This window comes from Melghirimyces algeriensis (genome assembly GCF_900182565.1).
Lineage (GTDB): Bacteria > Bacillota > Bacilli > Thermoactinomycetales > DSM-45169 > Melghirimyces > Melghirimyces algeriensis.
Genome location: NZ_FXTI01000004.1, coordinates 37,533 through 63,195, shown reverse-complemented (window position 1 = coordinate 63,195; position 25,663 = coordinate 37,533). Strand labels below are relative to the sequence as shown.

At 44.8% G+C, this 25,663-nt stretch carries 25 protein-coding genes, 1 pseudogene and 1 other annotated feature; of the genes and pseudogenes, 5 read left to right on the top strand and 21 right to left on the bottom strand.

The window, feature by feature from the left end; all coding sequences use genetic code 11:
- Positions 1-40: 40 nt before the first annotated feature.
- A complete protein-coding gene (gene tyrS / locus FN782_RS07430; protein ID WP_142505151.1) occupies positions 41-1,297 on the bottom strand; it encodes a tyrosine--tRNA ligase in 1,257 nt (418 codons plus the stop codon).
- 66 nt (positions 1,298-1,363) lie between these two features.
- Positions 1,364-1,591 (bottom strand) — a binding site (T-box leader).
- Positions 1,592-1,695: 104 nt separating this feature from the next.
- On the opposite strand from tyrS, the gene FN782_RS07425 reads away from it, so the two are divergent.
- Positions 1,696-4,323 carry a transglycosylase domain-containing protein gene (locus tag FN782_RS07425; protein WP_142505150.1) on the top strand — a complete coding sequence of 876 codons (2,628 nt, stop codon included), beginning with the start codon at positions 1,696-1,698 and terminating at the stop codon, positions 4,321-4,323.
- Positions 4,324-4,458: 135 nt separating this feature from the next.
- On the opposite strand, the gene acsA is transcribed toward FN782_RS07425, so the two are convergent.
- On the bottom strand, positions 4,459-6,171 hold the full coding sequence (gene acsA / locus FN782_RS07420; protein WP_425462696.1) for an acetate--CoA ligase: 1,713 nt from the start codon (positions 6,169-6,171) through the stop codon (positions 4,459-4,461).
- Between the two features lie 266 nt (positions 6,172-6,437).
- Here acsA and FN782_RS07415 point away from each other — a divergent pair, with 266 nt between their 5' ends.
- Genes FN782_RS07415 through FN782_RS07405 form a run of 3 tightly spaced genes read left to right on the top strand, consistent with a single transcriptional unit; the run spans position 6,438 to position 8,919 of the window.
- The gene (locus tag FN782_RS07415; protein ID WP_142505326.1) at positions 6,438-7,070 is read left to right on the top strand and encodes a GNAT family N-acetyltransferase; all 633 of its coding nucleotides are present in this window, start codon (positions 6,438-6,440) and stop codon (positions 7,068-7,070) included.
- Between the two features lie 26 nt (positions 7,071-7,096).
- Positions 7,097-7,753, top strand: a complete 657-nt coding sequence (locus FN782_RS07410) for a CBS and ACT domain-containing protein (RefSeq protein ID WP_142505148.1) — start codon at positions 7,097-7,099, stop codon at positions 7,751-7,753.
- Positions 7,750-8,919, top strand: coding sequence for an acetoin utilization protein AcuC (locus FN782_RS07405; protein WP_142505147.1), 1,170 nt, complete (start codon positions 7,750-7,752; stop codon positions 8,917-8,919). The genes FN782_RS07410 and FN782_RS07405 overlap by 4 nt, the downstream gene beginning before the upstream one ends.
- A 138-nt stretch (positions 8,920-9,057) precedes the next feature.
- Here FN782_RS07405 and FN782_RS07400 read toward each other — a convergent pair whose 3' ends face one another.
- Positions 9,058-9,492 carry a winged helix-turn-helix transcriptional regulator gene (locus FN782_RS07400; protein ID WP_142505146.1) on the bottom strand — a complete coding sequence of 145 codons (435 nt, stop codon included), beginning with the start codon at positions 9,490-9,492 and terminating at the stop codon, positions 9,058-9,060.
- A 134-nt stretch (positions 9,493-9,626) separates the two neighbouring features.
- Here FN782_RS07400 and FN782_RS07395 point away from each other — a divergent pair, with 134 nt between their 5' ends.
- Positions 9,627-10,403, top strand: coding sequence for an MBL fold metallo-hydrolase (locus FN782_RS07395; RefSeq protein ID WP_142505145.1), 777 nt, complete (start codon positions 9,627-9,629; stop codon positions 10,401-10,403).
- Between the two features lie 272 nt (positions 10,404-10,675).
- Here FN782_RS07395 and FN782_RS07390 read toward each other — a convergent pair whose 3' ends face one another.
- The 18 genes and pseudogenes from FN782_RS07390 to nagZ form a co-directional block, all read right to left on the bottom strand.
- The gene (locus FN782_RS07390) at positions 10,676-11,911 is read right to left on the bottom strand and encodes an MDR family MFS transporter (RefSeq protein WP_142505144.1); all 1,236 of its coding nucleotides are present in this window, start codon (positions 11,909-11,911) and stop codon (positions 10,676-10,678) included.
- A gap of 14 nt (positions 11,912-11,925) precedes the next feature.
- Entirely contained in the window at positions 11,926-12,834 is a 909-nt protein-coding gene (locus tag FN782_RS07385; RefSeq protein ID WP_142505325.1) for an ArsR/SmtB family transcription factor, read from the bottom strand.
- A 197-nt stretch (positions 12,835-13,031) separates the two neighbouring features.
- A complete protein-coding gene (locus FN782_RS16760) occupies positions 13,032-13,208 on the bottom strand; it encodes a hypothetical protein (RefSeq protein WP_185956121.1) in 177 nt (58 codons plus the stop codon).
- 48 nt (positions 13,209-13,256) lie between these two features.
- Entirely contained in the window at positions 13,257-13,949 is a 693-nt protein-coding gene (locus FN782_RS07380) for an ABC transporter ATP-binding protein (protein WP_142505143.1), read from the bottom strand.
- On the bottom strand, positions 13,946-15,046 hold the full coding sequence (locus FN782_RS07375; RefSeq protein ID WP_142505324.1) for an ABC transporter permease: 1,101 nt from the start codon (positions 15,044-15,046) through the stop codon (positions 13,946-13,948). The genes FN782_RS07380 and FN782_RS07375 overlap by 4 nt, the downstream gene beginning before the upstream one ends.
- A 123-nt stretch (positions 15,047-15,169) precedes the next feature.
- A complete protein-coding gene (locus FN782_RS07370) occupies positions 15,170-16,558 on the bottom strand; it encodes a sensor histidine kinase (RefSeq protein WP_142505142.1) in 1,389 nt (462 codons plus the stop codon).
- Positions 16,555-17,232 carry a response regulator transcription factor gene (locus FN782_RS07365; protein ID WP_142505323.1) on the bottom strand — a complete coding sequence of 226 codons (678 nt, stop codon included), beginning with the start codon at positions 17,230-17,232 and terminating at the stop codon, positions 16,555-16,557. Before FN782_RS07365 ends, FN782_RS07370 begins: the two co-directional genes overlap by 4 nt.
- Positions 17,233-17,368: 136 nt before the next feature.
- A complete protein-coding gene (ccpA, locus tag FN782_RS07360; protein ID WP_142505141.1) occupies positions 17,369-18,397 on the bottom strand; it encodes a catabolite control protein A in 1,029 nt (342 codons plus the stop codon).
- Between the two features lie 298 nt (positions 18,398-18,695).
- Positions 18,696-18,941 (bottom strand): annotated as a pseudogene (locus tag FN782_RS17390) (zinc ribbon domain-containing protein); the annotation flags it as partial.
- A 130-nt stretch (positions 18,942-19,071) separates the two neighbouring features.
- Positions 19,072-19,470 (bottom strand): IS200/IS605 family transposase, encoded by a 399-nt coding sequence (gene tnpA, locus FN782_RS07350; RefSeq protein ID WP_142505139.1) that lies wholly within the window; start codon positions 19,468-19,470, stop codon positions 19,072-19,074.
- Positions 19,471-19,638: 168 nt separating this feature from the next.
- A complete protein-coding gene (locus tag FN782_RS07345; RefSeq protein WP_142505138.1) occupies positions 19,639-19,821 on the bottom strand; it encodes a hypothetical protein in 183 nt (60 codons plus the stop codon).
- 70 nt (positions 19,822-19,891) lie between these two features.
- On the bottom strand, positions 19,892-20,986 hold the full coding sequence (locus FN782_RS07340; protein ID WP_142505137.1) for a bifunctional 3-deoxy-7-phosphoheptulonate synthase/chorismate mutase: 1,095 nt from the start codon (positions 20,984-20,986) through the stop codon (positions 19,892-19,894).
- A gap of 89 nt (positions 20,987-21,075) precedes the next feature.
- The gene (locus FN782_RS07335; protein ID WP_142505136.1) at positions 21,076-21,825 is read right to left on the bottom strand and encodes an anti-sigma factor family protein; all 750 of its coding nucleotides are present in this window, start codon (positions 21,823-21,825) and stop codon (positions 21,076-21,078) included.
- Between the two features lie 13 nt (positions 21,826-21,838).
- Complete coding sequence (locus FN782_RS07330) at positions 21,839-22,372, bottom strand: RNA polymerase sigma factor (protein ID WP_185956119.1); 534 nt, start codon at positions 22,370-22,372, stop codon at positions 21,839-21,841.
- A gap of 146 nt (positions 22,373-22,518) precedes the next feature.
- Positions 22,519-22,941: an EamA family transporter gene (locus tag FN782_RS07325; protein ID WP_185956118.1), complete on the bottom strand. Its 423-nt coding sequence runs from the start codon at positions 22,939-22,941 to the stop codon at positions 22,519-22,521.
- Between the two features lie 141 nt (positions 22,942-23,082).
- Positions 23,083-23,316: a YtxH domain-containing protein gene (locus FN782_RS07320; RefSeq protein WP_142505133.1), complete on the bottom strand. Its 234-nt coding sequence runs from the start codon at positions 23,314-23,316 to the stop codon at positions 23,083-23,085.
- Between the two features lie 18 nt (positions 23,317-23,334).
- The gene (locus tag FN782_RS07315; RefSeq protein WP_185956117.1) at positions 23,335-23,751 is read right to left on the bottom strand and encodes a DUF948 domain-containing protein; all 417 of its coding nucleotides are present in this window, start codon (positions 23,749-23,751) and stop codon (positions 23,335-23,337) included.
- 139 nt (positions 23,752-23,890) lie between these two features.
- On the bottom strand, positions 23,891-25,636 hold the full coding sequence (gene nagZ / locus FN782_RS07310; protein WP_185956116.1) for a beta-N-acetylhexosaminidase: 1,746 nt from the start codon (positions 25,634-25,636) through the stop codon (positions 23,891-23,893).
- Between the last annotated feature and the right edge of the window lie 27 nt (positions 25,637-25,663).

The window sequence follows — 25,663 nt, the reverse complement described above, 5'->3', positions numbered from 1 at the left end:
ATTGATTGAGGTCGCTTTTGCCATCCGGATCTATATTCTCTCAACCCTGTTTCACTTTGGCAAACTTTCGCTTTCCGACCTGGATGATCATATCATCCTGGATGGTGATGCGAGCATCCACATCAGACACTTTCTCTCCATCCACTTTTACCGCTCCCTGTTTTATCATGCGACGGGCTTCTCCATTCGTAGAAACAAGACCGAGCAAGCTGAGAAGACGAACCACCCAGATCACCCCGTCTTCCAACTCTGACTCCGGTATATTCTTTTCCAGTATATCCTCCGGTATAGCCCTCTTTTGAAAGACTTGCCGAAAATAATTTTCCTCTTCATCAGCGGCTTCCTTATTGTGATACATTTCCACCAATCGATGGGCCAGTTTCATTTTGGCGTCCCTGGGGTGAATGCTTCCTTCCTTCAGTCCTTGCTGCAACTGATTCAATTCTTCCAAACTTAGATCTGTTACCAGTTCATAGTATTTCATCATTAATTCATCAGGGATCGACATTGCTTTTCCATACATCTCCCGTGCCGGTTCATCAATTCCAATGTAATTTCCAAGACTCTTGGACATTTTTTTTACCCCATCCAGCCCCTCCAGCAAAGGCATGGTGAGGATCACCTGCTCTTCCTGACCATATTGATGCTGTAATTGACGTCCCATTAACAGATTGAACGTTTGGTCCGTTCCGCCCAATTCAATATCGCTTTTTAAAGCGACGGAATCATACCCCTGCATCAGGGGATAGAAAAACTCGTGAACACTGATGGCCTGCCCGCTATTGTAGCGTTTGGCAAAATCATCCCGTTCCAGCATCCGAGCTACCGTAGTTTTGGCCGCCAACTCAACGACCGCCGCAAAATCCAAGGGACTGAGCCACCTGCTGTTAAAATGGATTTCCGTTTTCTCCCGATCCAGGATTTTAAAGAGTTGTTCCGTATAGGTTTCAGCATTTTTCTTTACCTCTTCTTCAGTCAACTGCTTCCGGGTTTCCGACTTTCCTGTCGGATCTCCAATCATTCCTGTAAAATCTCCGATCACCAACTGAACAAGATGACCCAATTCCTGAAATTGACGCAGTTTATTCAATACCACCGTATGTCCTATATGAATATCCGGTGCAGAAGGGTCCAGGCCCAGCTTAACCTTTAATGGTTTTCCCGTTTGAATCGAGCGTTTTACTTTTGTCTCCAAATCTGCCTTGGGAATGATCTCTGCAACTCCCCGGCTAATAATCTTCAGTTGCTCTTCCACTTTTCGTTCCTGTTCAGCAGTAAGCGCTTGATTTTGTTCCATTGCTCCTTCACCTGCCAATCATTTTGTTAAAAAAGGGACATTTTCCATAAAATAAACCTCACCCCTGTAAGGGACGAGGTTGTCTTGCCCGCGGTACCACCCTTGTTGAAAGCTGTAACCAAGCTTGCCACTTTTTGGATAACGGGACTTTCACCCGTCGCGCGCTGACATAACAGTCTCCGCACGAAGGCTCACAAGCTGTAATTCATCCGGACAGGGCTACCGGTTTACACCAACCACCAGCTCTCTGAAAAAACCCTTGTCTGACTACTTTGACCTGATCATTGCCTGAAAAATATATATGAAACAGTATCCACTGCGTTCCTGAAAGATTTTGGGCTTGTATCATATAGCAGTTAACAAACTCATCTTACCCAAAATAATGGGGGTTATCAAGGATGAAACGGAAATATCCTTCTGATTCCAATCGCAAACCAACCCGACCTTACCTTAAATGGTTCCGACGTATCTTTATGACTGGGGTATTCTTGCTCACTTTCCTTATAATATGTACCTTTGCAGGAACCGGTCTCCTAGTTGGCTATATGGCCTCTATTATGAAAGAGGAACCCACTCAGACCAAGGCAACCATTCAACAACAAATGAACAGTTGGACACAAACCAGTTATGCCTATGATCAGGATCAGTCCTTGATCGGAGCAATGCGAACGGACGCAGACAGAAAATGGGTGAAAAAAGAAGAGGTCAGTCCAAAATTGATCGATGCCTTGATTGCCACAGAAGATCATGAGTTTTATCAGCATCAGGGTATCTCTGTCCGGGGGATTCTTCGGGCCGCCTATCAAAATATCACCAAGGGCACAGTTGCCAGCGGGGGAAGCACCATCACTCAACAGTTAGTAAAAAACGTCATCCTTGAAAACCGAAAAAAAGCTCTGGAACGAAAAATCAAAGAAGTGGGGATTGCATTACGGTTGGAGCGGCTGTTTAACAAAGATGAAATCCTGACGTTCTACCTGAACAGCCTCTTTTTTGGAAAAGGAAGCCACCAACGAAACCTTTTAGGAGTACAGGCTGCTTCACAAGGGATTTTTGCTGTAGATGCCAAAGACTTAAACCTCGCCCAAGCGGCATACCTTGCAGGGATGATTCAACGACCTGCAGCCTTTCACCCCTTTAAGGAGCAAACCTTTGAAGCGGGACAAAAAAGGATGAAAACCGTCCTGTCCCGAATGCGGAAAACCGGAAAAATCACAGCAAAGGCCGAGGCGGAAGCTCTGCATTTTGATTTGAAATCCTCATTGGCCAAAAAGAAAAAAAGAAATGTCTATTCCCGTCATCCCTTTCTGATGTCAGCAGTGGAAGAAAGAGCCGCCATCGCATTGATGAAAGCAGATGGCCTTGATGGAAAACGTTTGAGCCAGCAGGGACTTTATCGAACCACACTGGAACAATATCGAAAACGGATTTTGACGGGGGGCTATCGAATCCATACCACGCTGGACTCCAGGCTCTATCAAGCCATCAACCAAGCAGCCCAAGATGAACACTTATATGCCTCCCCCATTACCTACACGGTGCAATCAGGAAACCGAAAAAAGACCATTCATCATGCATTGGAAGAAGTGGGGGTTACATTGATCGATGTTCGTACCGGTGGAATTCTCGCTTTTGTGGGCGGACGAGACTTTGGCCAAGCACAGATAAACCATGCTCTAAACAGCAGGAGACAACCTGGGTCCACCATTAAACCTCTTCTCGATTACGGACCGGCATTGGATCAACATTACATTACACCAGGCAGCATCCTGGTGGATGAACCATTGACAGCCAACGGAAGCGACAATAAAACATATAAAAACCATAACAACCGATATCAAGGACCGGTTACCGCACGGGAAGCCCTGAAATGGTCTCTCAATATCCCAGCGATCAAACTGCTTCGCACAATCGGCATTCATCAAGGTTTCTCCTACCTGAAAGAGCTTGATTTTCCCCTTGATCCGAAAGATGGAGAAGCTTCCGCGATTGGTGGTTTCACCCGTGGATTTACTGTGGAAGAAATCACCTCAGGATATGCCATGTTGGCAAATAAAGGCGTTTATCATCCACCTCATCTGATCGATTGGATTGAGGACCCTCAAGGAAACGTTGTTTACAAACATCCATCCCAATCCAAACGAATCTTATCTGTACAAGCATCCTGGCTTGTCACAGACATGTTACAGGATGTCATGAAACGCGGAACCGGCCGGTGGGTGAAAAGCCAAACTCCCGGAACCCCCCTTGCCGGCAAAACAGGTACCACCCAAAAAGGATATGATGTCTGGTTTATAGGATACACTCCCCGAATGGCCCTCGGAGTATGGGTGGGATATGATCAGAATCATCCGCTTCCGAACAACAGGCGAGCCAAGCGCGTCTGGTCCCGTGTTTTCCGGTCCGCCATCCAAACAAGACCTGACCTGGCTCCCAAGGAGGTGGATTTTGCGAGACCGGAGGGGCTGGAAGAACAGGAGATTTGCAAAATAACCGGCCAAATCGCCACCGACGCTTGCCGATCAGCAAAAAGTACCGTAATGGAGGTATTTCCTGTTAACCAGATTCCTGATGAAATCTGTCTCTTACATGGAGAAGAACGGGTCGTCACCTTTCAAGGAAAGGAATATTTGGCCGATCCTCGAACCCCAAAGGATTTAACGGAAAAGAAAATAGGTCTTAGAATTCCGGAAGAAGAAAAGGAACGTTATCAACATTACAAGGGAACAACGCTTCCCATGGAATGGGACCCGCGAACCAGCATGGGAACACCCACTTCACCCAAGGTTTTCGCCATTTCTGAACCCAACGCCGTTCGACTCGTTTGGAACCATACAGGTGATTACTCCGTGGTTGGTTATCGGATTTACCGTGACGGAAAACATGTAGCCAGTATCCAGCTTCAGGAGAGAATGTCCTATTCCGGTCCAGCCGGAAATTACACCATTCGTGCTGTAGACATAGCGGGAGTGGAATCGGAAGATGGAATTCCATCAATCCTAAACACCCCCAAACGTTCTCCATAAAAAAGGCATGCCCAAAGGGGCACACCAAGAATATGGAGAACGAAAACAGCGAAGGAAATTAAAACGGATCCCTCGGCCCCCAACCGGTCTCAAACATAGGACTTGTGGGGGCTCCAATTTTTTTGCAACTGCTTTTTAATTTTCCATAGTGGACAGATCTCCTGTGGGAAGATCTAACTCCCATGCCTTCAATACGCGACGCATAATCTTTCCGGAACGGGTTTTTGGAAGCTTTTCTTTAAATTCAATTTCCCTGGGCGAAGCGTGGGCCGCCAGTCCTTTCTTGACGAAGCTGCGAATTTCTTCCTTCAATTCATCAGAAGGTTTATAGCCATCGCGCAGGGCAATGAATGCCTTGATAATCTCACCCCGGACTGGATCCGGTTTTCCGATCACACCTGCTTCCGCCACCGCTGGGTGTTCAACCAACTTACTTTCCACCTCAAAGGGACCGACCCGCTCACCGGAAGTATTAATGACATCATCGATTCGACCTTGGAACCAAAAATACCCTTCCTCATCGCGGTAAGCGGAGTCCCCGGAAATATACCATCCCGGAATACGGAAGTATTCCTTATATTTTGCTTCATTTTTCCAAATTTTCCGCATCATTGATGGCCAAGGAGCCTGAATGGCCAGATTACCCATCTGGTATGGTGGGAGCTCATTTCCCTGATCATCCATAATCGCTGCCTTGATCCCTGGGAACGGCTTGCCCATAGATCCGGGTTTCATCTTCATGCAGGGATAGTTGGAAATCAGGATTCCACCCGTTTCTGTCATCCACCAAGTATCATGGATTCGGCGGTTATACGTTTCCAATCCCCATCGAATCACTTCAGGGTTTAATGGTTCGCCGACACTCAGAATGTGACGGAGGCTGGACAGGTCAAACTTATTCACCACATCCGCACCCGCACCCATAAGCATCCGAAACGCTGTGGGAGCACTGTACCAGACGGTAACACCATATTTTTCAAGGGTACCGTACCAGTCTTCAGGACTGAACCGTCCACCGCGAATAACATTCGTTGCTCCGTTTAGCCACGGAGCGAATACCCCATAGGAAGTTCCCGTCACCCAACCTGGGTCAGCCGTGCACCAATAGATGTCATCCCCTTTTAGATCCAACACCCACTTCCCTGTTTGGTAATGCTGAATCATCGCGTTGTGAACATGAAAAACACCTTTCGGCTTTCCAGTGGAACCGGAAGTGTAATGCATAATCATTCCATCTTCCCGGTCCACCCACTCAATATCCAGTTCAGGTGAAGCAGTGGACATCTCTTTTTCAAAGCTGTAGGTATTTTCCTTGAGATTTTCTTCTTCCGCTCCAACCAGAATGATATGCTTCAAAGCAGGCAATTCGTCCACTGGAACACGTTCCAGAAGCTGGGGAGTTGTCACTAAAGCAACCGCTTCACTATCTTCCAGACGATCACGTACCGCCGCTTCCATAAACGCTTCAAAAAGCGGTCCAACAATGGCTCCGATTTTGATAATACCAAATAAACTGAAGTACAATTCCGGGCTGCGGGGCATGAAAACAAATACACGATCCCCTTTTTGGATGCCAATTTTTCTGAGAACGTTTCCAAAGCGATTGGATTGCTCTTTCATTTTCTCAAATGTGTACTGCTCTTCCCGGTTGGCATCACTGTAAATAAGAGCAACCTTGTCGCGCCGTTCTGACTCCGCATGCCGATCAATCGCTTCATAAGCTGCATTCACTTTTCCGGTTTCGTACCAAGAAAAGGCTTTCTCAACCTCTTTCCAATCAAAGTTGTTATAGGTATCTTCGTAAGAGCTCAGGTTATTATCTTGGGTCATCACTTTTAGGGGTTGCATCTGTTTCATTTCAGACTCCCTCCTCTTATTGTAAAAGCATGAGATGAAAGCGCATTCAGACTATGGGAAAAATCATCGCTGATCCAGACTACCCTGTTACCTGTTTTTGCTTTATTGTATCAGAAAACTGCCAGTCTTGCGAGGGAATACAATCTTTACTGTTTTTCCATAATTGAACCCATCGTTAAACAATGGATTGTGATAACATTATGCTAAATGATATGGACATTACCGCCCAGCCCCGGATGGAGGTGGCATCATTTGCCATGGAGCATCAGAAGAAATATCATCAAACAATCCTGCAAACCGACAAGGGAAAGCTGATTGTGGAAGGACCTGTATCACCGGAATCTCTAAAAAAACACTCCTTTCACCCTGGGCTCACCGCCTTCCGCCATCCAAGGGAACAACAGGAAGCCATCACTGAAATCGCCCAGCTTCCCGAAGGACGGATCATCATCACCCGAAAGGCAACAGAGATTGTTGCTTATGTTACTTTTCTTTATCCAGACCCGCTTGAATACTGGTCAGAGGGCAATATGAAGGATCTTTTGGAACTAGGGGCCATTGAGGTGGCTGCTCCGTACAGAAAATATGGCGTTGCCCGTGCCCTTTTGAACACTGCCTTTATGGATTCCTTTATGGAAAACTATATTGTTATCTCCACAGAATACTATTGGCATTGGGATCTGAAAGGAACAGGTCTTTCCATCTGGGAATACCGGGATATCATGGAAAAGGTAATGTCCTCTGCCGGATTGGAGTGGTTTGCCACCGATGACCCGGAAATTACTGCCCATCCCGCCAATTGTTTGATGGCCCGTATCGGCAAAAATGTTCCAGCAGAATCCATTGAAACCTTTGATCGTCTTCGTCTTCGTTCCCGTTTTTTTTATTAAATATCTGAAAATTGGAGGAACGAATCATGCTCGTAGAAGAGATCATGCACTCAAAGATTTATTCAGTTACCCCCTGTACTTCCATCCAGGAAGCCCTAAAACAAATGAAAAAACACCATGTCCGTCATCTTCCTGTCATCGATGGAGACCAACTTGTAGGACTCGTTACCGACCGTGATCTGCGAAGCGCCTCCCCCTCTACGCTCGCTCCCAAGGAACTGCAGGAGCTATTGAAACGCCCAGTCTCCGAAATAATGGTTGCCCCGGCCATAACAGTTCACCCACTCGACTTTTTGGAGGATGCCGCACGCCTTCTCTATGAAAACCGAATCGGCTGTTTGCCGGTTCTTAAAGGAGATCGATTGGTAGGAATTTTAACGGAAACAGATATCCTTCACCGTCTGATGGAGATTTTCGGAGTGAACCACCCCAGCCAGCATGTGGAAGTGGAAGTGGAAGACCAGATCGGTATCCTGGCTCAGGTGGCCAACATCTTTAGCGATCATCGAGTCAATATCAACAGCGTACTGGTCGAAGGAAATCCTGCCAAGGGCAAGATCAACCTTGTATTCCGGGTTCAAGCCAAGGATCTCAGTAAAATTGTCCGGGATATCAACCGGGCCGGACACCGTGTCCTCTGGCCACAACACCTTTCCGGCCCCAATCAAGGGGAGATGACATGAACCCAGTTCGATTGATATACAGCGAAGATTTTCTTCACTACCGTTTCAACGACAGTCATCCCTTCAACAACAAAAGACTGAAATTAACGCTCGACTTGATCCGTTCCTTCCACCTGCTGGATGAAAACGCTATTCTGGCACCTCGATTGGCAACGGATCAGGAGCTCACTCGTGTTCATGACCGCGATTATATTGCAATGGTCAAAGAAGCGGACAGTGGACAAGTCTCCTGCAATCAACTGCAAAAATACGGTTTGGATACACAGGATAATCCCGTTTTTCCCGGTATGCACACGACATCCGCTTTAATTGCCGGAGGTACGTTAGCGGCGGCAGAGGAAGTGATGTCCGGCCGAGCGGAGCATACGCTCAACCTTTCCGGGGGTTTGCACCATGCTCTTCGAGGAAAAGCCTCTGGTTTTTGCATCTACAATGACGCCTCTGTCGCGATTGCCCATATACGCGAAAAATATGGAGCCCGTGTACTCTATATCGATACGGACGCCCATCATGGAGATGGGGTTCAGTGGTCTTTCTACGGTGATCCCGACGTTCTCACCCTGTCCATTCACGAAACTGGCCGCTATCTCTTTCCTGGTACAGGCAATCTATATGAGCGGGGACATGACCATGGTCTTGGGACCTCAATCAACATTCCCCTGGATGCCTTTACAGAAGATGCATCCTGGTTGGATGCCTTTCGGAAGACTGTTCCCCGAACGGTAGATCGCTTTAGACCCGATGTCATCCTGTCCCAACATGGGTGTGATGCCCACCATTACGATCCATTGACACACCTGTCCACCACCATGAAAATCTATCGTGAAGTCCCTCAAATCATTCATGAACTGGCTCACAAATATTGCAACGGCCGTTGGATTGCTGTGGGAGGTGGCGGCTATGACATCTGGAGAGTTGTTCCCAGAGCCTGGACCTACCTGTGGGCAGAAATGACTGGACAACCCCTCGCAGAAGAACGAATTCCCCAAACGTGGATCGATCAGTGGCAAACCTTCAGTCCCGTTTCCTTGCCAAAAACCTTGCATGATCCCGAAGGGAGCTTTCAACCCATTCCACGCAGATCGGAAATTACGCAAAAAAACCAATTAACCGTTCAGCAGGCATTACGTTTGATCGACCTTGTGAACAGTCATATCGATGGATAACGTTAAAAACGAAGAAGCTATATCCTGCTTTCAGACTGAAGATTAAACCACTACTGAATACAGTATTCAGTAGTGGTTTTCTAATAGAGTAGCATTCCCTTTCAAATGTTACCGCTCATTTCGCTCCCCTCCGGTTGGTCAATCACTTCTTTCGACTTGCACATAACGCAGATCATCCGATGTCATTTCACAGTGGGGACAGTAATAGGTTACACCTACTTCCTGTTCACACTTCGAATGGACCACTTTCGAATATGGGTGATCCAAGTGCTGCTGCCCCCAGATGGCAAGGGCATTGAGAACATGACGAAGCTCCTTTCCTTTATCTGTTAATGCGTAAGAAAAACGGGGAGGATGCTTACTGTACAGCCTAGAGAGAATAATCCCTTCGTTTTCAAGAAACTGTAACCGTTCCGAAAGAATATTGGGAGAGATCCCTTGCAATGCTTGTTTTAACTCGTTAAACTTGCTGAAACCCTGAAACAGTTCGCGAACGATCAGAAGCGTCCAACGATCTCCGATAATATCAAGTGTGCTTGCGATGTTACAGCGTTGATTATATGTTTTACTCATTTTTTACCTCGCAAAATTTTTCACTGTTCCTTTTATCATAACCTATATAGTTAATTTTGTATAGTTAGTTGTTTTATAATATTTAGTATTTTATAATTAACCTATCTCATTTATCCCCATGGGAGGTTGTTAACTTGAGATTGCAAAAATTGCCGTGGGCAGGTATCCTGCTACAGACCAAACAAATGTCTTTTTTGATTGATCCATTGGGAAACCCTGCAACTTCGGACCGTTCTGCTGGACAGACTCTCTTGGGAACGCCTCGCGAACCCATTGTTCCGCTGTCAGATATTCAGAATGTATCCTCTATCCTAATTACACATATTCACCCTGACCATTTTGAACCAACCTCCATTTTGGAAGCATTCGGCGCTGACATTCCTCTTTTTATGCCTGAAGAATCCGTCCATGTCGCTGAAAAAGCAGGTTTTTCCAATGTCATTGGCATGCAGACCGGAAAAAGCATCCAACAGGATCATGTTGTCATTACTGCAACCTATTCAGTGGATGGGTTTGGAACACCCCAGATCGCCTGGATTGTCGAAGCTGACGGAAGAAAAATAATCCACTGTGGAGATACTTTGTGGCACGGCTACTGGTGGAAGATCAGACAAATGCACGGACCGATCGATGTAGCCTGTCTCCCTGTAAATGCTCCAGTTCTAAAGGTTTCCGGCTTGGACAAGCAGAGTGCTATTGAAGCAGCCATGTCACCAGAACAGGCAGTAGAAGCCGCTTACCTGCTTGATGTGAACACGATGATTCCGATCCATTTTGGTACTTTTCACAATCCGCCCTATTATATTGAGACCGACAATCTTATCGACAGACTGCTTTCCCGATCCAGGCAATACTCCCTTGACGTACGAATGATGAAAACAGGGGAAAGACTGAATGTAACCGATTTATGAAATTTCCTAAATATCAGGAATATAAAAACTCCTTTGTGTACAATGGATTTGAACATCCCCAGTTACAAATCCCAACTCAAAGGAGTTTTCCGATCCGTTATTCCGTTTTGCAAACAATCATCTTGTATGGAAAGAAGCCGGTTCCTTTCTACATCTCATTTCAGTGAAAAGACATTTTGTAGAGACTGATTCAAAGTAGTAATCACCAACTCACGGTCACTTTCTCTTTGCGCCTCAATGTTAGTAAAACCCACCCCCTCTCATTTTATTCCTCATTTAGTAGACATCGATTGACTTACCAATTGAGCACTTGTTCTTTTGCTGTAAAGTTGTTTTCCTTTCCAGTAAAAAAACAGACTGGCAACCGAAATGATCCCCATAAAAATAAACATGATACGTCCCCCATAGCTTGAAAGTAAGAGCCCACTAAGCCAAGGTCCCACGAAATTTCCAAGCACACTGAAGTTTTGTGCCCCATAATAGGTCCCTCTCATTCCATGCGGGGTAATTTGGTCTATTTGCGCATATTCTGCTGGAACGATCAGAATCTCTCCAACTGTAAAGATAAACATCGCAATGATAAATCCAAACCACCCGGCAGAAAAGGCAAATCCTAGTTCCCCGATTACAAACAATCCACTTCCCATGGCAATTCGCTGAAACAAACTATACCGTTCGGACCATCGGGTGAGATGTACTTGAAACAGCAAGACAGTCATCCCATTGACACTCATAAGCAAACCAAAAAGCTCTACCCCCTTCGCTATATTTTCTTTTAAGTATTCAGAAAGCGGAACGGACATCTGTCCATGAACCGTAGTTAACAAAATTCCCCCCAGAATAAATAGAAACAATACTCGGTCTCCGCGCAAGATATTCCATGCCTGAACGATATTCACTTTTTCTTCTTCGGAACGAATGGATGCTTTGCTTCTCCATTTCCTGAAGATAAAAATCAGTGAAATCGCATAAAGCATATAGGTACAGGAAGTAAGTAAAAAAGCAAATGCACTTCCACCCAGTCCAAGCCAACTCCCTAACATCGGACCGATTGAATAACCGAGATTGACAGCCAAATATCGATTAGAAAAAACCCTGAATCTGAGTTTCTTTGGAGTCAAATCTCCCATCAACGCTTTGGATATCGTTACAAAAAAAGATGTCGAAAGACCGCTGACCGTACTCAAAATAAGTAAAAACAATGGATTCTTATTATAAATGAACCCAATGAAAACTAGAGACTGAATGATCAATGAGTAAATCATCAACTTTCTTCTTCCCAAAAAATCGGAAAGAACGCCCCCGATAAAGCCACCAAAAGCAGCCGCCAGCTCTCCTACACCGATGATCACTCCAATGAAAGCAAAGTGAATATCCGTCGTCTCACTGAGAAAAATCACCAGAAAAGGGACACTCATTGAGCTGGTTAAGCTAATAAAGACCGTTCCTACGAGCAAAATATGAACGACTGGGTGGTATGCCTTAAGATAAACCCTTATTTTATTCATCCGATCACCTGTTCTTAAATCGAAAGTAAACGATTTACTTTCTCATTCAGTACATCGATAAAAACCTCTCTTAAGCTATAATAGGCAACCGTGGTGCTTCCCACACAATGACTGCGGATAATACCGGCCCGACGCAAAGTCATTAGATGATGATGAACAGTGCTTTTGGCCAATCCGATATGCTGATGAATTTCCGTCAATGTACGAGGTTTTTTGGCAATAAACCTCACGATGCGAAGCCGCTTTTCATCAGCCAAAGCTGTAGTCAGTTGAAGCAAATCTGCGTTTGGATTTTGTATGGTTGATACTTCCTTGATCGGGTATAAACATGTGGCCATTCCTTTATGGAAATCCAAAATGGTTGTGGGACGGCAGTGGAATTGAGGGACAAGCACAACGTGTTGCAAATGCTCCGTCGGTTCAATTTGGATTCCATTCGTTACCTGTTCAATCAGATCAATCGGTGCAATCTCGTTAGCCTTTTCTTTTTTATGCTCTGCATCTCTTTTGAGATCGGACAAGATCAGGGAATCAAAGTGTTGAAAGTAGTATTCGTTCCATTCTGATAACAAATAAAAACTTCGATCCCTAATTTCTCCCAAGTTGAGTGGAATGGACTGAACCCATGGTACTAATCGCTCATACAGTTCTCCAGCAGGTAGCTGTCCAAACCATTTTAAAAAGCCTTCAACCGTTTCTTTATCGGGGCACTGAGAGACAAGCAATACGGTTCGATGTAATACCTCCCACTGTTCATTCTCTAATTCATCAGCATATTTATTTGGTAGCTTACTTTTCGTTTCCTCTCTCCATTTATTGTGTAGACTGAAAAACTTCAACTCTTTCTTGTTGATATAAGCATAAAAACTGGATATGAGTTCATAGACGGGAGAATATTCGATTCTCAATGAATAATTTTTCATTCGATCACCTTCGAACATTATTTGTGTATGATCAAATTCTAACCCTTTCCTCTGTTTTTGTCAAAGGGATGTCAATGATTGTTTCAAGCTCCATTGCAAAGAACATTTGAGTACTCAATAAAAAGCCCTTTGTTCAATTACAAAGGGCCAGACTGATGACAAAGACAATATTCGAAATGAAGGAGTTTTCCGGTGGATCATCCTTTTCCGATTCCGACGACCCAGCGGAACTCCCAGAGGTCCCAACCGTTTAGCGGATATTCTGGCTGCTGGTTGGGACCGGAGGAGATAAAGTGAACCCATTCCGCTTCTTTGCGGGAGAAAAGAGAACGGAGACAGAAATCTCCCTCCCCCACTGCACTGTGCCATACCATGAACCTCGCCCATTATCCCATCAAAAGGCTCAGATAAAAGGTGTCAACTCAGGCAGTGGCCGTTTTTTCAATCAGCCTGCCATCCATAATGTTTACCACACGATCACATAAGTCCAACATCCGTTCATCATGCGTCACCATAATCGCGGCCTTTTTTCGGGCATGAACCTCTTCCGAAAGCATTTCCACCACTGTCCTCCCTCTTTGGGAATCCAGACTGGCCGTCGGTTCATCCGCCAAGATAATTTCCGGATCATTCATCCAAGCCCGTGCAATAGCGACCCGTTGACGCTCACCACCGGATAATGCTTCAGGATAATGATGTTTTCGTTTCTCCAAACCCAATCGACTGAGCAATTGATCTGCCTTTTCACCCGCTTGTTTTTTATCTACTTTCGCCAGTTTAGCGATTAACATTAATTGATCCCATACGGTCAAATACGGAACGAGATTGGATGTTTGGAAAATAAATCCAATATGATTCAGCCGTACCTGGGTCATTTGCTTGGATGATAAACCGGTAAGATCCTGTCCATTCAGAAACAGCGATCCGCTTGATGGAGACAGAAGAGCTCCGGCGATGGACAGAAATGTACTCTTTCCGGAGCCGGAAGGACCGACCACCGCCACAAACTCCCCTGCCTGAACTCCAAAGGTTACATGATCCAATGCGGTCACTTGCGTATTTCCATCCCCGTATACTTTGCTTATCTCTTGAAAAAGCAGTTTCTCTTCCATCATTCCACCCTCCCAATCGCTTCAATGGCATCTACCTTAACTACACGGAATAGTGATAAAAGTGAGCCCAATACAGCTACAGCCAGTAACAGAAGGGAATATTGTACAAGCATTTGGTTGCTGATTGTAAAAGGAATGCCCTCAGGAAACAGATTCTGAATGCCAAACGTACAACCTACACCCATTCCAATGCTGATGACAGACAAAAGAATCACCTGTCCGATCAGATTGCCGGCAAGATAACCCGTTTTTGCTCCCAACGCCTTCAAAACACCAAATTGCTGTGTTTTTTGCAAAGTAATCACATAGAAGAATACAGCCAGTACAAAAGCAGCGATGACAAACAGAAAAGCGATCATCATATTTAATGATGTCTGTTCAGCCTGATAACTTGGAATACTTTCCAAGGCCTCTTCTTTGCTCACTACTTCCACATTCTCCAAGGAAGATTCAACCTTATCAACAGTATCCTCTCCTCCCTGAATCGCTATCGCATTAACCACTGCCTTCCCTTTCTTGGAAAAACCCTGTTGAATCTTTTCCCATTTTTCATTGGTGATATAGATGACAGGAGTGTGACTAAATGTCTGTCCCTCGGTAAAACCGGCAACCTTCAATTTTTCTCCAGAAATTTCATCCTTCAACACATCGCCAATCTTCAGCCCTTCTTCCCGTTTTAACTTTTCATCCACCAATACATGGCCAGGATGACCCGCGTCCAGTCCTTTCCCCTTTACAACTGAAGGAACCAAGAAACCATCCGCATCTGTCGCAAAAAATGTGACATCCATCTTTTGATCCATTCCGTCGCGAGTGACAGATGTCATCTGTTGCCCCAACGGAACTGCGTCAACATTCAGATCTTGGATCTCATCCAAGATTTCTTCTGAAAGAACCGATCGATCGAGTCGTGTGTCCACATCCGATTCCAAAACAAGGTAATCTGCATTCATATTTTGTATAGAGGAGCCATTATCCGAAGACAATCCACTGGCTAACCCTGAAATAATAAAGACCAGGCATGTGATCAAGGTCATGATAAAGCCAATCAGTAAATAGCGTAATTTGGAATGTTTCATCTCACGAACGGCAAGAAACATTCTTTGTTCATCTCCTTCCAATTTCACGGGGTTTATATTTCCATCCCCGTCACCTTGTATGGATAATATAAACCGCTTATGTGAACAGAAGATGAACCATGATTGACAGATATACCTGTTCGCCTACTTCCTCGGCAATTGCACCACAAACTCTGTACCTTTCCCCGGCTCACTTTCCACAGAAATCATACCACCGTGAAGATCAACAATTTTTTTAACGATGGAGAGTCCCAATCCGCTGCTGGACTCCTTGCTTTTGCGACTTCTGGATTTATCCGCTTTATAAAAGCGGTCAAAAACATAAGGGAGATCCTCTGAAGTGATTCCCATTCCTGTGTCCCTCACTTTGATAACCGCATAACCTTTGTTGTAAGTACTGGAAACAGAAAGTGTCCCACCATGATCCGTAAACTTAATCGCATTATTGATCAGATTGGTCCAAACCTGATGAAGCAAGCTGGCATCAGCATTTATGTTTGTTGGAGTAAGATTTATTTCGACTGCCAGATCCTTTTGACGCCAACTCCACTCCATCATCTGCAACACCTGTTTGATCTGTTCCGCCACATCAAATTCTGTTTTATCCAAAGCAGCCTCTTCTTTATCCAGTGATGCCAATAGCAACAATTGCTTGCTCAAAGCGGAAAGCCGCCGGCTTTCATTCTCGATAATGGACAAATACTGTTCCTGATCTTCTTTGTCCATCTTCTCTGTTCGCAAGGTCTGCGAAAATCCTTGAATCGATGCAAGAGGTGACTGAATCTCATGTGAAACATTGGAAACAAACTCCTGTCGCATCTCTTCCAACCGATGCAAGCTTTTAGCCATATTTGAAAAATGATGAGCCAGATTTCCAATTTCATCTTTCCGGGTCATATTTAATTTAATATTGTAGTTTCCATTGGCAATCTTTTTCGTTGCTTCTGTCAACCGGCGAATCGGCCGGACAATCTCAAGGGTACTAGCTGCCACAAACAAAAAGCTTAAACCTAGTGTCAGTAAAACTTGAATCGCCAAAAAATAGCGCATTTCTCCAAATTGCTTTTCCACATCGGGACGGAGAAACAGGGCATACTGTTTTCCTTCTGCTTGAATAGGTACACCAATACTGTTCGCCAATTCATTTTCAAAAAATCCAGTTACAAACAATCCGAAGGGATACTCCGCCATTCCATGATATACCTTACCTCTTTGAACCGATTCAATGATTTTGGAATCCAATGTCAAATCACGATAAGCCGTACCATAGGCTGTACCCCTTCCTTTTTCATCTACCAAATACATCTGATAACTTAAACCGGCGATTCCTTCCAAATAATCATCCAGTTTGATCGCGGGTTCTTGCTTATAAAAGGTATCCACCACATCTTGCGCGATTTTCGTATTTTTTTCATCGTTATAAGGTTTGAGAACAAACTGATAATATATATTGGAGACAAAAAAGGCGATTAAGCTACTGACAATCATAATTGCAAACGTTGTCATTACAAAGCGGAAATATAGAGACTTCATTTTTTGAAAACCTCCAGTTTATAGCCGACTCCCCGAACCGTCTGAATGGCAAAATCCTCCGTTCGTTTCGCAAACCGTTGTCTTAGACGCTTAATATGCACATCCACTGTTCGATCATCCCCTTCAAAATCTGCTCCCCACACCAGACGAATCAACTCCTCTCTGGAGAAAACGCGTCCCGGATAACTTCCCAACTGGGACAGCAGTTCAAACTCCTTCAAGGGCAACAGAAGTGTTTGTCCATTGCAATCCACTTCATAGCTTTTTCGATCAATGACGGTTCCATTTAAATGAATCGTATCTTCACTCACCCGCTGATAGCGACGGAGAAGAGCCTTGATACGAAAGAGCAGTTCCTTGGGCTCAAAGGGCTTGACCAGATAGTCATCTGTACCGGCTTTATAACCTTCCTCTTTATCTTGCAGTTGATGTTTTGCTGTTAATAAAATCACCGGCAGATCATAGTCTTCACGGATTTCTTTGCACAATTGATATCCATCTTTATTGGGCATCATCACATCCACAATAGCTAACTCGATCTCTTCCTGATCCAACCACCTGGACGCCTCTTCACCATCAGAAGCTTCCAACACCATATAACCTTCCAAGTGCAAATGATGGCTTACAAGTTTTCGAATATGCAGATCATCATCCACAACCAGAATACAAATCAAAAAAATCACCCTTTCATTCCATTATTTAACTTTTAAACCTCCCAAAAAAAGCCGGCACAAACCCGGCTTCAACTGATTTCCTCTATATATTTTTTGGGAGTGACCTTTGTTGCAACAACCTCCATCGCACCTGGGATCAAACTTCCTTTAACAGGGTGGAATCCCTCAGTTCCAAACGATACGGCAATACAACCTGATGTTCTTCAATCGTTTCGTCATTCATGTATTTGGTTAAAAGACGCATGGCCACCGCTCCAATATCATACATGGGAACAGCCACCGTTGAGAGAAGCGGACGTACTTGGGATGCCAGCGGAATGTTATCAAATCCAATAATGGAGACCTCTTTCGGAACCGTTTTTCCCAAATCCTGTGCTGCATGAATTGCGCCTACTGCCATTTCATCATTGGCACAGAAAATAGCGGTAGGAGCTTTTTCATTCCGGAGCATTTCCTTGCCTTCCTGATACCCTGATGGATAGCGGAAATTGCCCATTCTTACCCAAGATTCATCAAAGTCCATTCCCTCTTCTTCAAGCGCTTCCCTGTAGCCTTGATAACGTGGGTAACCCATGATCGGATCAGTTAAAGGCCCTCCAAGAAATCCGATTCGTTCATGACCTTCCTGAATTAAAATACGGGTAGCTTCTTTGGCTGCCTGCACCTGATCAATGGTTACATAGGGGCAATCTTTCTCCTTTTCATCCAGAGTAGCCGCCAATACGGTTGGAACATTCGCACCAGAAAAGAATTGTCGATGATCCTCTGTCACTTCCCCACCCAGGAACAGCAGACCATCCACCTGTTTTTCCAAGAGGGCTTCAATTAACTGCAACTCTTTTTCTTTCTTTAAATCAGAGTTACAAAGGATAATATTATAATGATACATATTGGCAATATCTTCGATCCCACGCGCCAGTTCAGCAAAAAATGCATAGGAAATATCAGGAATAACCACACCTACAGTGGTGGTTCGCTTACTGGCCAACCCACGAGCCACCGCATTGGGACGGTATCCCATTCGTCTGATGGTTTCCAACACCTTTTTACGAGTAGCCGGCTTGACATTAGGATTTCCATTGACAACCCGCGATACAGTAGCCATGGAAACGCCTGATTCACGGGCGACATCATAAATTGTAATCGTCTCTTTTTTATTCCCCATTTTTCACACCCATTTGGTTTCGGTTTCTATTTTTTAAGCATACGATAAATTCTTTAAGCGTGCAAAGGCAGAGAAGATGCTTTCATTAAAAATCCAATTTCTCAACAGATAGTCTACCCATTAAAAACAATAAAAACCGGTTTGAGACTCCACATGGCTGAACCGTGGGATTCTTGGGTAGTTAGCACCCTCAATCCATTTCTGTTTCGGACAACTCCCAAGTTCAGGGCTGTCTCATCAGCCCATCCCATGCAGTTAGGCGTGTACCCACATGGGCGGCGTACCTGTTACCAGTACCCTAGGTGGCGAGTCCCGAAATCGCCTTACCGATGTTGATCGCCCCATTCAAATCAGCATGACAGGTGTATCCACACTGTTTGCATTGAAACCGGAGCCCCTTTCGGTTGGCTTTCTCTCGATGATCACATTTACAAGTTTGGCTGGTATACTCCGCTTTGACTTCCTCAAAGCGGATGTCCGCCATCTCTACCTTGTACCGGATAAACTCCTTTAACTGATAGAACGCCCAAGAATGAAGGTTTCTATTCACCCAGAGGTGAACAAGTAGCCAGTTAGCAAATGCTGTGTTTATTTCCGCCATTCGCTGATACATATCCTGTTTGGCTTGAATGGGTTTATGTAGTTCCAGCCTTAGTATGATCGTCGGCATTGATTCACCCCCTCTTCTTTTGAGATTCCACATAGTGTTTGATTGTTTCTCTGGATACACTCCCTGCTGTACTAACGAAGAAAGAGCGTGTCCAAAGACTTGGCAGATGAGACAGGTGTTTAAATTCCTGTCTTAATCGTCTGGAAGTCACTCCTTTCACTCTTGCCATAATATCCGATGGAGAATCAGAGGGAAGAGCATTCAAGAACAAATGACAATGATCAGGCATCACTTCCATAGCAAGAATGATCCAATGATTCTCTTGGCAAATTTCTTCTACTAACTGCCTGAATCGCTCTTCCACTCGGTTCACTAACACTTTTCTTCGATAACGTGGGCAGAAAACAAAATGATAGTTAATTAAAGATACAGTTGTTTTCGTTCTTCGATATTCTTGTTCCATATGATGGATTGTATCAGTTTAATGGTTATACTGCAACAATTAAAGATAAAAAATTGTTGCTCTAAGCAATCCCCTGAAGGGATTACCGAGCAACGCCGTCTTTCATCCCACGATTCAAACCGTGGGCTTTCAGACAGCATTTTCTGTAAACAATACACCGATCGAGGTTCATGACAAAGTGATGAAGGGGTGCTTTCCGTTTCCGCATCTCTTTCCTCCAACAAAGATGTGAAGTGAGTCCGCTTCATCCCCTCCGATCCCAACCAGCGGACAAAAAGGAAAAGCAGGTTGTCCGCTAAACGGTTGGAACCTCCAGGGGTTCCGCTGGGTCGTCGGAAAAGGATGCTCCACCGGAAATCCCTCCTCTTATTCTCTTTGTCAACAGTCTCAACCGGTGTAAATACACCGGTCGAAAATCGCTTTATACTTCAGGAACAGGTTCTGTGAATTGGAACAAACCGCTTTGACGGATTTCATCCATGAACTTCTCAAACTGCGCAATGTCGATTTGTTGATTGGCATCTGACAATGCCACTGAGGGGTCCGGGTGAACTTCCAGCATTAAACCGTCTGCCCCAGCAGCTAATGCCGCTTTTGCCACCGGCAATTGAATATCCCGACGACCCGTCGAATGGGTGATATCCACAAAAACCGGCAAATGACTTTCCTGCTTCAACAGAGGAACAGCGGAGATATCCAAGGTGTTCCGAGTCCATTTTTCATATGTGCGAATTCCGCGCTCACAAAGCATCACTTGGCTGTTTCCACGGGAAACAATGTATTCAGCGGCAAACAGAAACTCTTCCACCGTTGCCGACATTCCCCGTTTCAGAAAAACGGGAAGACGGGAGGAACCTGCAGCTTTTAAAAGCTCAAAGTTTTGCATATTTCGTGCACCGATTTGGATCACATCAATATAACGCTCTGCCAAGTCAATATCAGAAGGATTCACAATTTCACTGATTACCTTTAAATCAAATTCATCCGCAGCCTCTCTGAGAATCCGCAACCCTTCTTCCCCGATTCCCTGAAAGTCGTAGGGGGATGTCCGTGGTTTAAAGGCCCCTCCACGCAACAGACGGATTCCCTGTTGTTTAAGTGCACGAGCAACTTCTCGAACCTGTTCTTCCGATTCCACCGAACAAGGACCGGCAATCAGGTTCTTTTCATAACCACCAATCTGAACATCTCCCACATGAACCACTGTATCATCGGGCTGTTGTTTGCGGCTGACAAGAAGAGCTTTTTTATGATTCTTCTCCTGTAAGTCGAGAGAGGCTTTGAAGATTTGCTTAAATAAATGTCGAATGGTGTCGTTATCGAAAGGTCCCGGATTCAATTTTGTCATTCGATCCAGCATATCCCGCTCCCTAACGGGATCAAAACGATGGATTCCCTGACTTTTTTTAACTTCTCCGATTGATTGTGCCAATCGGGCCCGTTGATTGAGCAGTTCCAACAGCTTTGTATTCACTTCATCAATTTGCTTTCGTAACTGATCCAATTCTCGACTCATCTTCGAAGTCCCCTCTCAAAGTTTTGACGACTATTATATCGAAAACTTGCAAAGCTGTCATGGGGTTTTTTTGCTATTTCGAACTTTTCCTAATGAATAACGGAGGTTGTAGCCATTTTGTCGAACCAGTGGGAGATATTTTTTTTCTTTTCAGGAAAGGAAAATATTTCCATACTCGGTTTTTCACCTGTAGTTAAAATGATAGACATTGGAAAACTGGGCTTTTCTAATGATGTTTTCTTTACATCCGATCCAGCCAGAGACAAGATTGTCTGAAGGGTCTTATTGTCCGGAATTCGAACAAATACAAAACGCTTAATGGCTTCTCGATTCCAATCTTGCATCTTTTTTTCAAAAAACGGCAACGCACTGGGATAAATGAGTGCTGTTTCAATATCCGCATCAGCTGTCAGGCTTTGGGGAGTGGTCACATGAACATAATCGCTCTCAGGAATATGAAGCTTTTCCGCCTGAGTTGCCAACACCATCATTTCGTAATGGGATGGATTGGAGGGAACAGAATCGTTTGCCAGTTCATTCCCTTCTGTACTTCGATGTTGTAACACTCCAGGAACAAAAGCAACCAAAAAAATGATGGCAACATAAACCGCCACCCATTTCACCCCGTAATTAAGCAGGGTAATGGGCTTTGAACGGTTTTCCTGATGGTTTCGGATCTCTTCCAAAGATTGGACAAGGTCCAGCATTTCCAACAGGTTTTTACGGCAGGAACTGCATGTTTCCACATGTTCCTTCAGCCGTTGGCGGTCGTCCATTTCAATCTCCTGATCCACATACAATTGAATCAGGTGATCCATATCCTTGCAAGAAGAAGACATTCATTTGATCCCCTTACTTTTTGGAGAGTCGTTCTTTTAACATCTTCCGGGCTCGGAATAATTGTGTCTTAACCGTCCCTTCCGGAATGTCGAGGACTTGACTGATTTCCGAATAGGAATAGCCGTGGAAATGCCGAAGTAAAACGACCCGACGGTAGATATCAGGCAAATCTTGGATTTCGTCTTTGACTTGTTCCAACATCATCCGCTGTTCCACTTGCTCCTCGACAGAGTTACTCACGGAATGGGGAGGCTCTGACTGTATAAACGCGTCTTCCAAGGCAACCAGTTTCAAACTTTTTTTCCTTTTTTGATCTCGGAAGCGATTTGTCATCATTGTACGAAGCCATGCCTTCAACGATTTCTCATAAACATATTTGTTTGACTTACGATGAGCTTGCCAAAGAGTCTCTTGCATCAGATCTTTGGCATCTTCTGTGTTACCCGTCAGGCGATATGCAATATGATAGAGATACCTCCGATGTTCCTGAAGACGCTCCAAGAACTCATCTGTCATGGATTTTTTTTGTGTCCGATCAACACTCATGAAGATCCTCCTGCTTCCCATTTCGTCATTTTATCTAGATACAGGAGAACATTTTCAAACAAAAAGTACAACCCAATTAAACGAGTCTGGGCAAGCACACAGAAGCGCATTCTTCTGTTTCCTTTCAAATATAGATGAATATGCAACTAATCGCCCAGAAGGATGACCCCTCCCACCACCAATAGAATTCCGATGACTTTGGACACAGTTACAGACTCTCCGAAAATAATCACAGACAGAAAAAATGCAAGGACCGGAAAACTGCCAACTACCGGCATCACTTGACCCACATCCCCATACTGAAGCGCCTTGAAATAAAAATACTGGGCGATAAAGACCCCAAAGACACCTCCCAGTAAAATATGTACAAGTGAATGGAAATCAGGCAATGATAGTTTGCCACTTTTGGATTCAAAAAAAAGAAAAATGGAAGTAAACACCGTTGTGACCGCTGCCCGCAAAAAGAGAGCAAAGGAAGGTGGGGTTCGAGCCAAACCCAGCTTCTCAAAAACAGGTGCCACCCCAAAACTGAACGCTGCCAATAGTGCAAAAACAAATGCTTTACTCATCTCAATCCCCGCCCTGTGGTTTGTTTTTTCACTATATGCACAAGAAGACGGAGATAGACATGCTCTTAAACATGAAAGAAGGACACCCAAAAGGGTGTCCTGAATCTTGAATGGCATCATCACATTTTATGAGGTTACGTATTATTGGGACTCGCGGAGTTCAATCCATTTATCCGATGTATTCTCCTTGACCTCCGTAGTTCTCCAACCCACATCTTCAGATGTTTCCCGAAGCGTTTGCTTGGCTTTTTCCAACGTGTTGAAGAGATCTTCCCTGGTTTCACGACCCGGCTTTGGAGCCAAAAGAAGTGCTGTCGCTGCACCGATGAATCCACCAATCACTGCTCCACATAAAAATTTCCCACTTTTACTCATCAAATCATCTCCCCTGTGTTATTTGACTTTTTTCACGGTTTCCTTGTTCGTCGGTCGAATGGAACGCCATTTCTTCCAAAGGTCCATGCCGGAACTCACAATTGCAATGAGATTCCCCAGACGTTCTCTCTGCAAGGAAGCGGTATGGGTAATGTGGTTGGACAATTCCTGTATTTTTTCACTGGCATTGTGAATGGTTTCAAAAAACGCATCGGTCTGCCGGGTCTTTTGGTTCACATCTTCGATCAGGCTCCGTGCTTCCTTCAAGGTACGTTCGGATTCATTCGCCAACTCTTCCAGTCTGGGACGCACTTCATTTAAAGTGGATTCCACCGATTCCATGGTTCGATTCAATCTTCGGAGGGAAACCACTGCAGCCACCACTAGTATAACAAAAGCGGCTGTGGCCACCGCAGCACTTATTTGAATAATCAAGTCCATGTTCCTCCTTTTCCATCGTTACCTTTTTCCACAGTGCCTGTCAACTGCTTGGGGAAGAATGTTTTGAGGTTTCCGATTTCCGTTTCAGGCTGGATCTCCGTCGTAATATCCCACAAAAACATCTTCTGCCGGGTCAACGTTTCAGTCCATAACCTTTAGGATAAAGTCCAGGAATATCAATGGGGAGTTTTCCCTTGATCCCTTTCTTTCCTGTAATGGCTTCTGTCGCTGCCTCAAGCGCTGTTCGGGTGGAACTGTAAAGTGCGAGATATGTTGTCTGACGGGAAAGTGAAGCCACTTCATAGGGAGTATCCAATCCTAGTGCAATCACTGGAACTCCCTGGTCTTCCAATGCACGGATCAGTCTCACCTGTCCTGGGTTTGCCTCTGCACGAGATGTGGCCACAATGGCTACATCCACATTTGTTGCCTGATCCGTAATTTTCCGAATCGTGGACAATTGAGGGTCCGGTTCCACGGATTGTACTTGAACGGAAAATCCATCAGATGAAAGAGATTTCCCTAGCTCACGAGCCCTGACCGGAGAAACGACAAGCATTCTTTTTATATCTCCCTGTTTGATAGGAATCCGGCTTTGGGGATCTTGTACAAGCGTGATCCCAGCTTGAGCCACCTCTCCTGCAACCGTCCGATTTTTCTCTGTCGCCACTTGCTCCGGTATTTTCTCCACTGCAGCCAATGGTTGATTCACAATCGATGTTTTGCCTGTCTTTTTTCCCTTTAATTGAAGAATACGACGAACCGATTGGTCAATCCTTTTTTCGGAAATCTCTCCGCTTTCCACCGCTCTTCGCACTGCATGGATGGAAGATTGTTGACGGGTAAGATCATGGGAAATCAACAGTACATCCGCTCCGGCCTTCACTGCTTGAACAGCAGCCTCTTTGGCACCGAAGTTTTCGACAATCGCTCCCATCTCCAGATCATCCGTGATGATTAACCCTTGATAGCCCAAACGTTCTCTCAAAAGACCAGTCAGTACTTTTTTGGATAAGGTACCTGGAAGACCCGGAGTATCTTCAATGGCAGGAAACGTGATATGGGCTGACATGATTGCGTCCGTCTCGTTTAACACGTGTTTAAAGGGAACCAATTCCATTTGCTTTAAACGCTCCATCGGATGGTTAACTGTAGGCAAATTCACATGGGAATCGGAAGATGTATCTCCGTGTCCGGGAAAATGTTTTGCCACAGTGAGAACTTGTCCGTCATGGTAGCCGCGAATCTGTGCGGATGCCATTTTTGATACTAGATGGGGATCACTGGAAAAAGATCGAACTCCAATCACAGGATTACGGGGGTTGTTGTTTACATCCAATACCGGCGCCATATTCATATTGATTCCCATCGCTCGAAGTTCCGAACCTGTCACAAAGCCGGATCGGTAGGACAGATCAGTATTATCTGAAGCCCCCAAAGCCATTCCTCCAGGAAACACCGTCACTCCTTCGCGAATCCGAGTCACTTTCCCTCCCTCCTGATCGACGGAAACAAACAGAGGGATTTGGGGTGACACCGAAAGCGCCAATTGCTGCATTTTGTTTGTCAGCTTGCCGACTTGACTGGGGGATTGAATATTTCGGTCAAATAGAATCACACCACCGACTTTTTCATCCCGGATCAGTGTTCGGATCTGGCGATTCATCTGAAAAGCCGGCTGTCCTCCATTATGGAAACCGACGATAAACATCTGTCCCACTTTTTCCTTCAGAGTCATTTTTTCAATCTTTTCATCAATCGCTTGTTCAATCTCAGCTTTGTCCTGTAAATCAACAGAAGAAAATTTAACAGAAGAAGGGAACATCATCACCATCAAGACCAAGGTCAAAATCATAAAACCCCGAAGAACAGGGGCCAAAACCACCACTCCTTTTCCACAATGGCT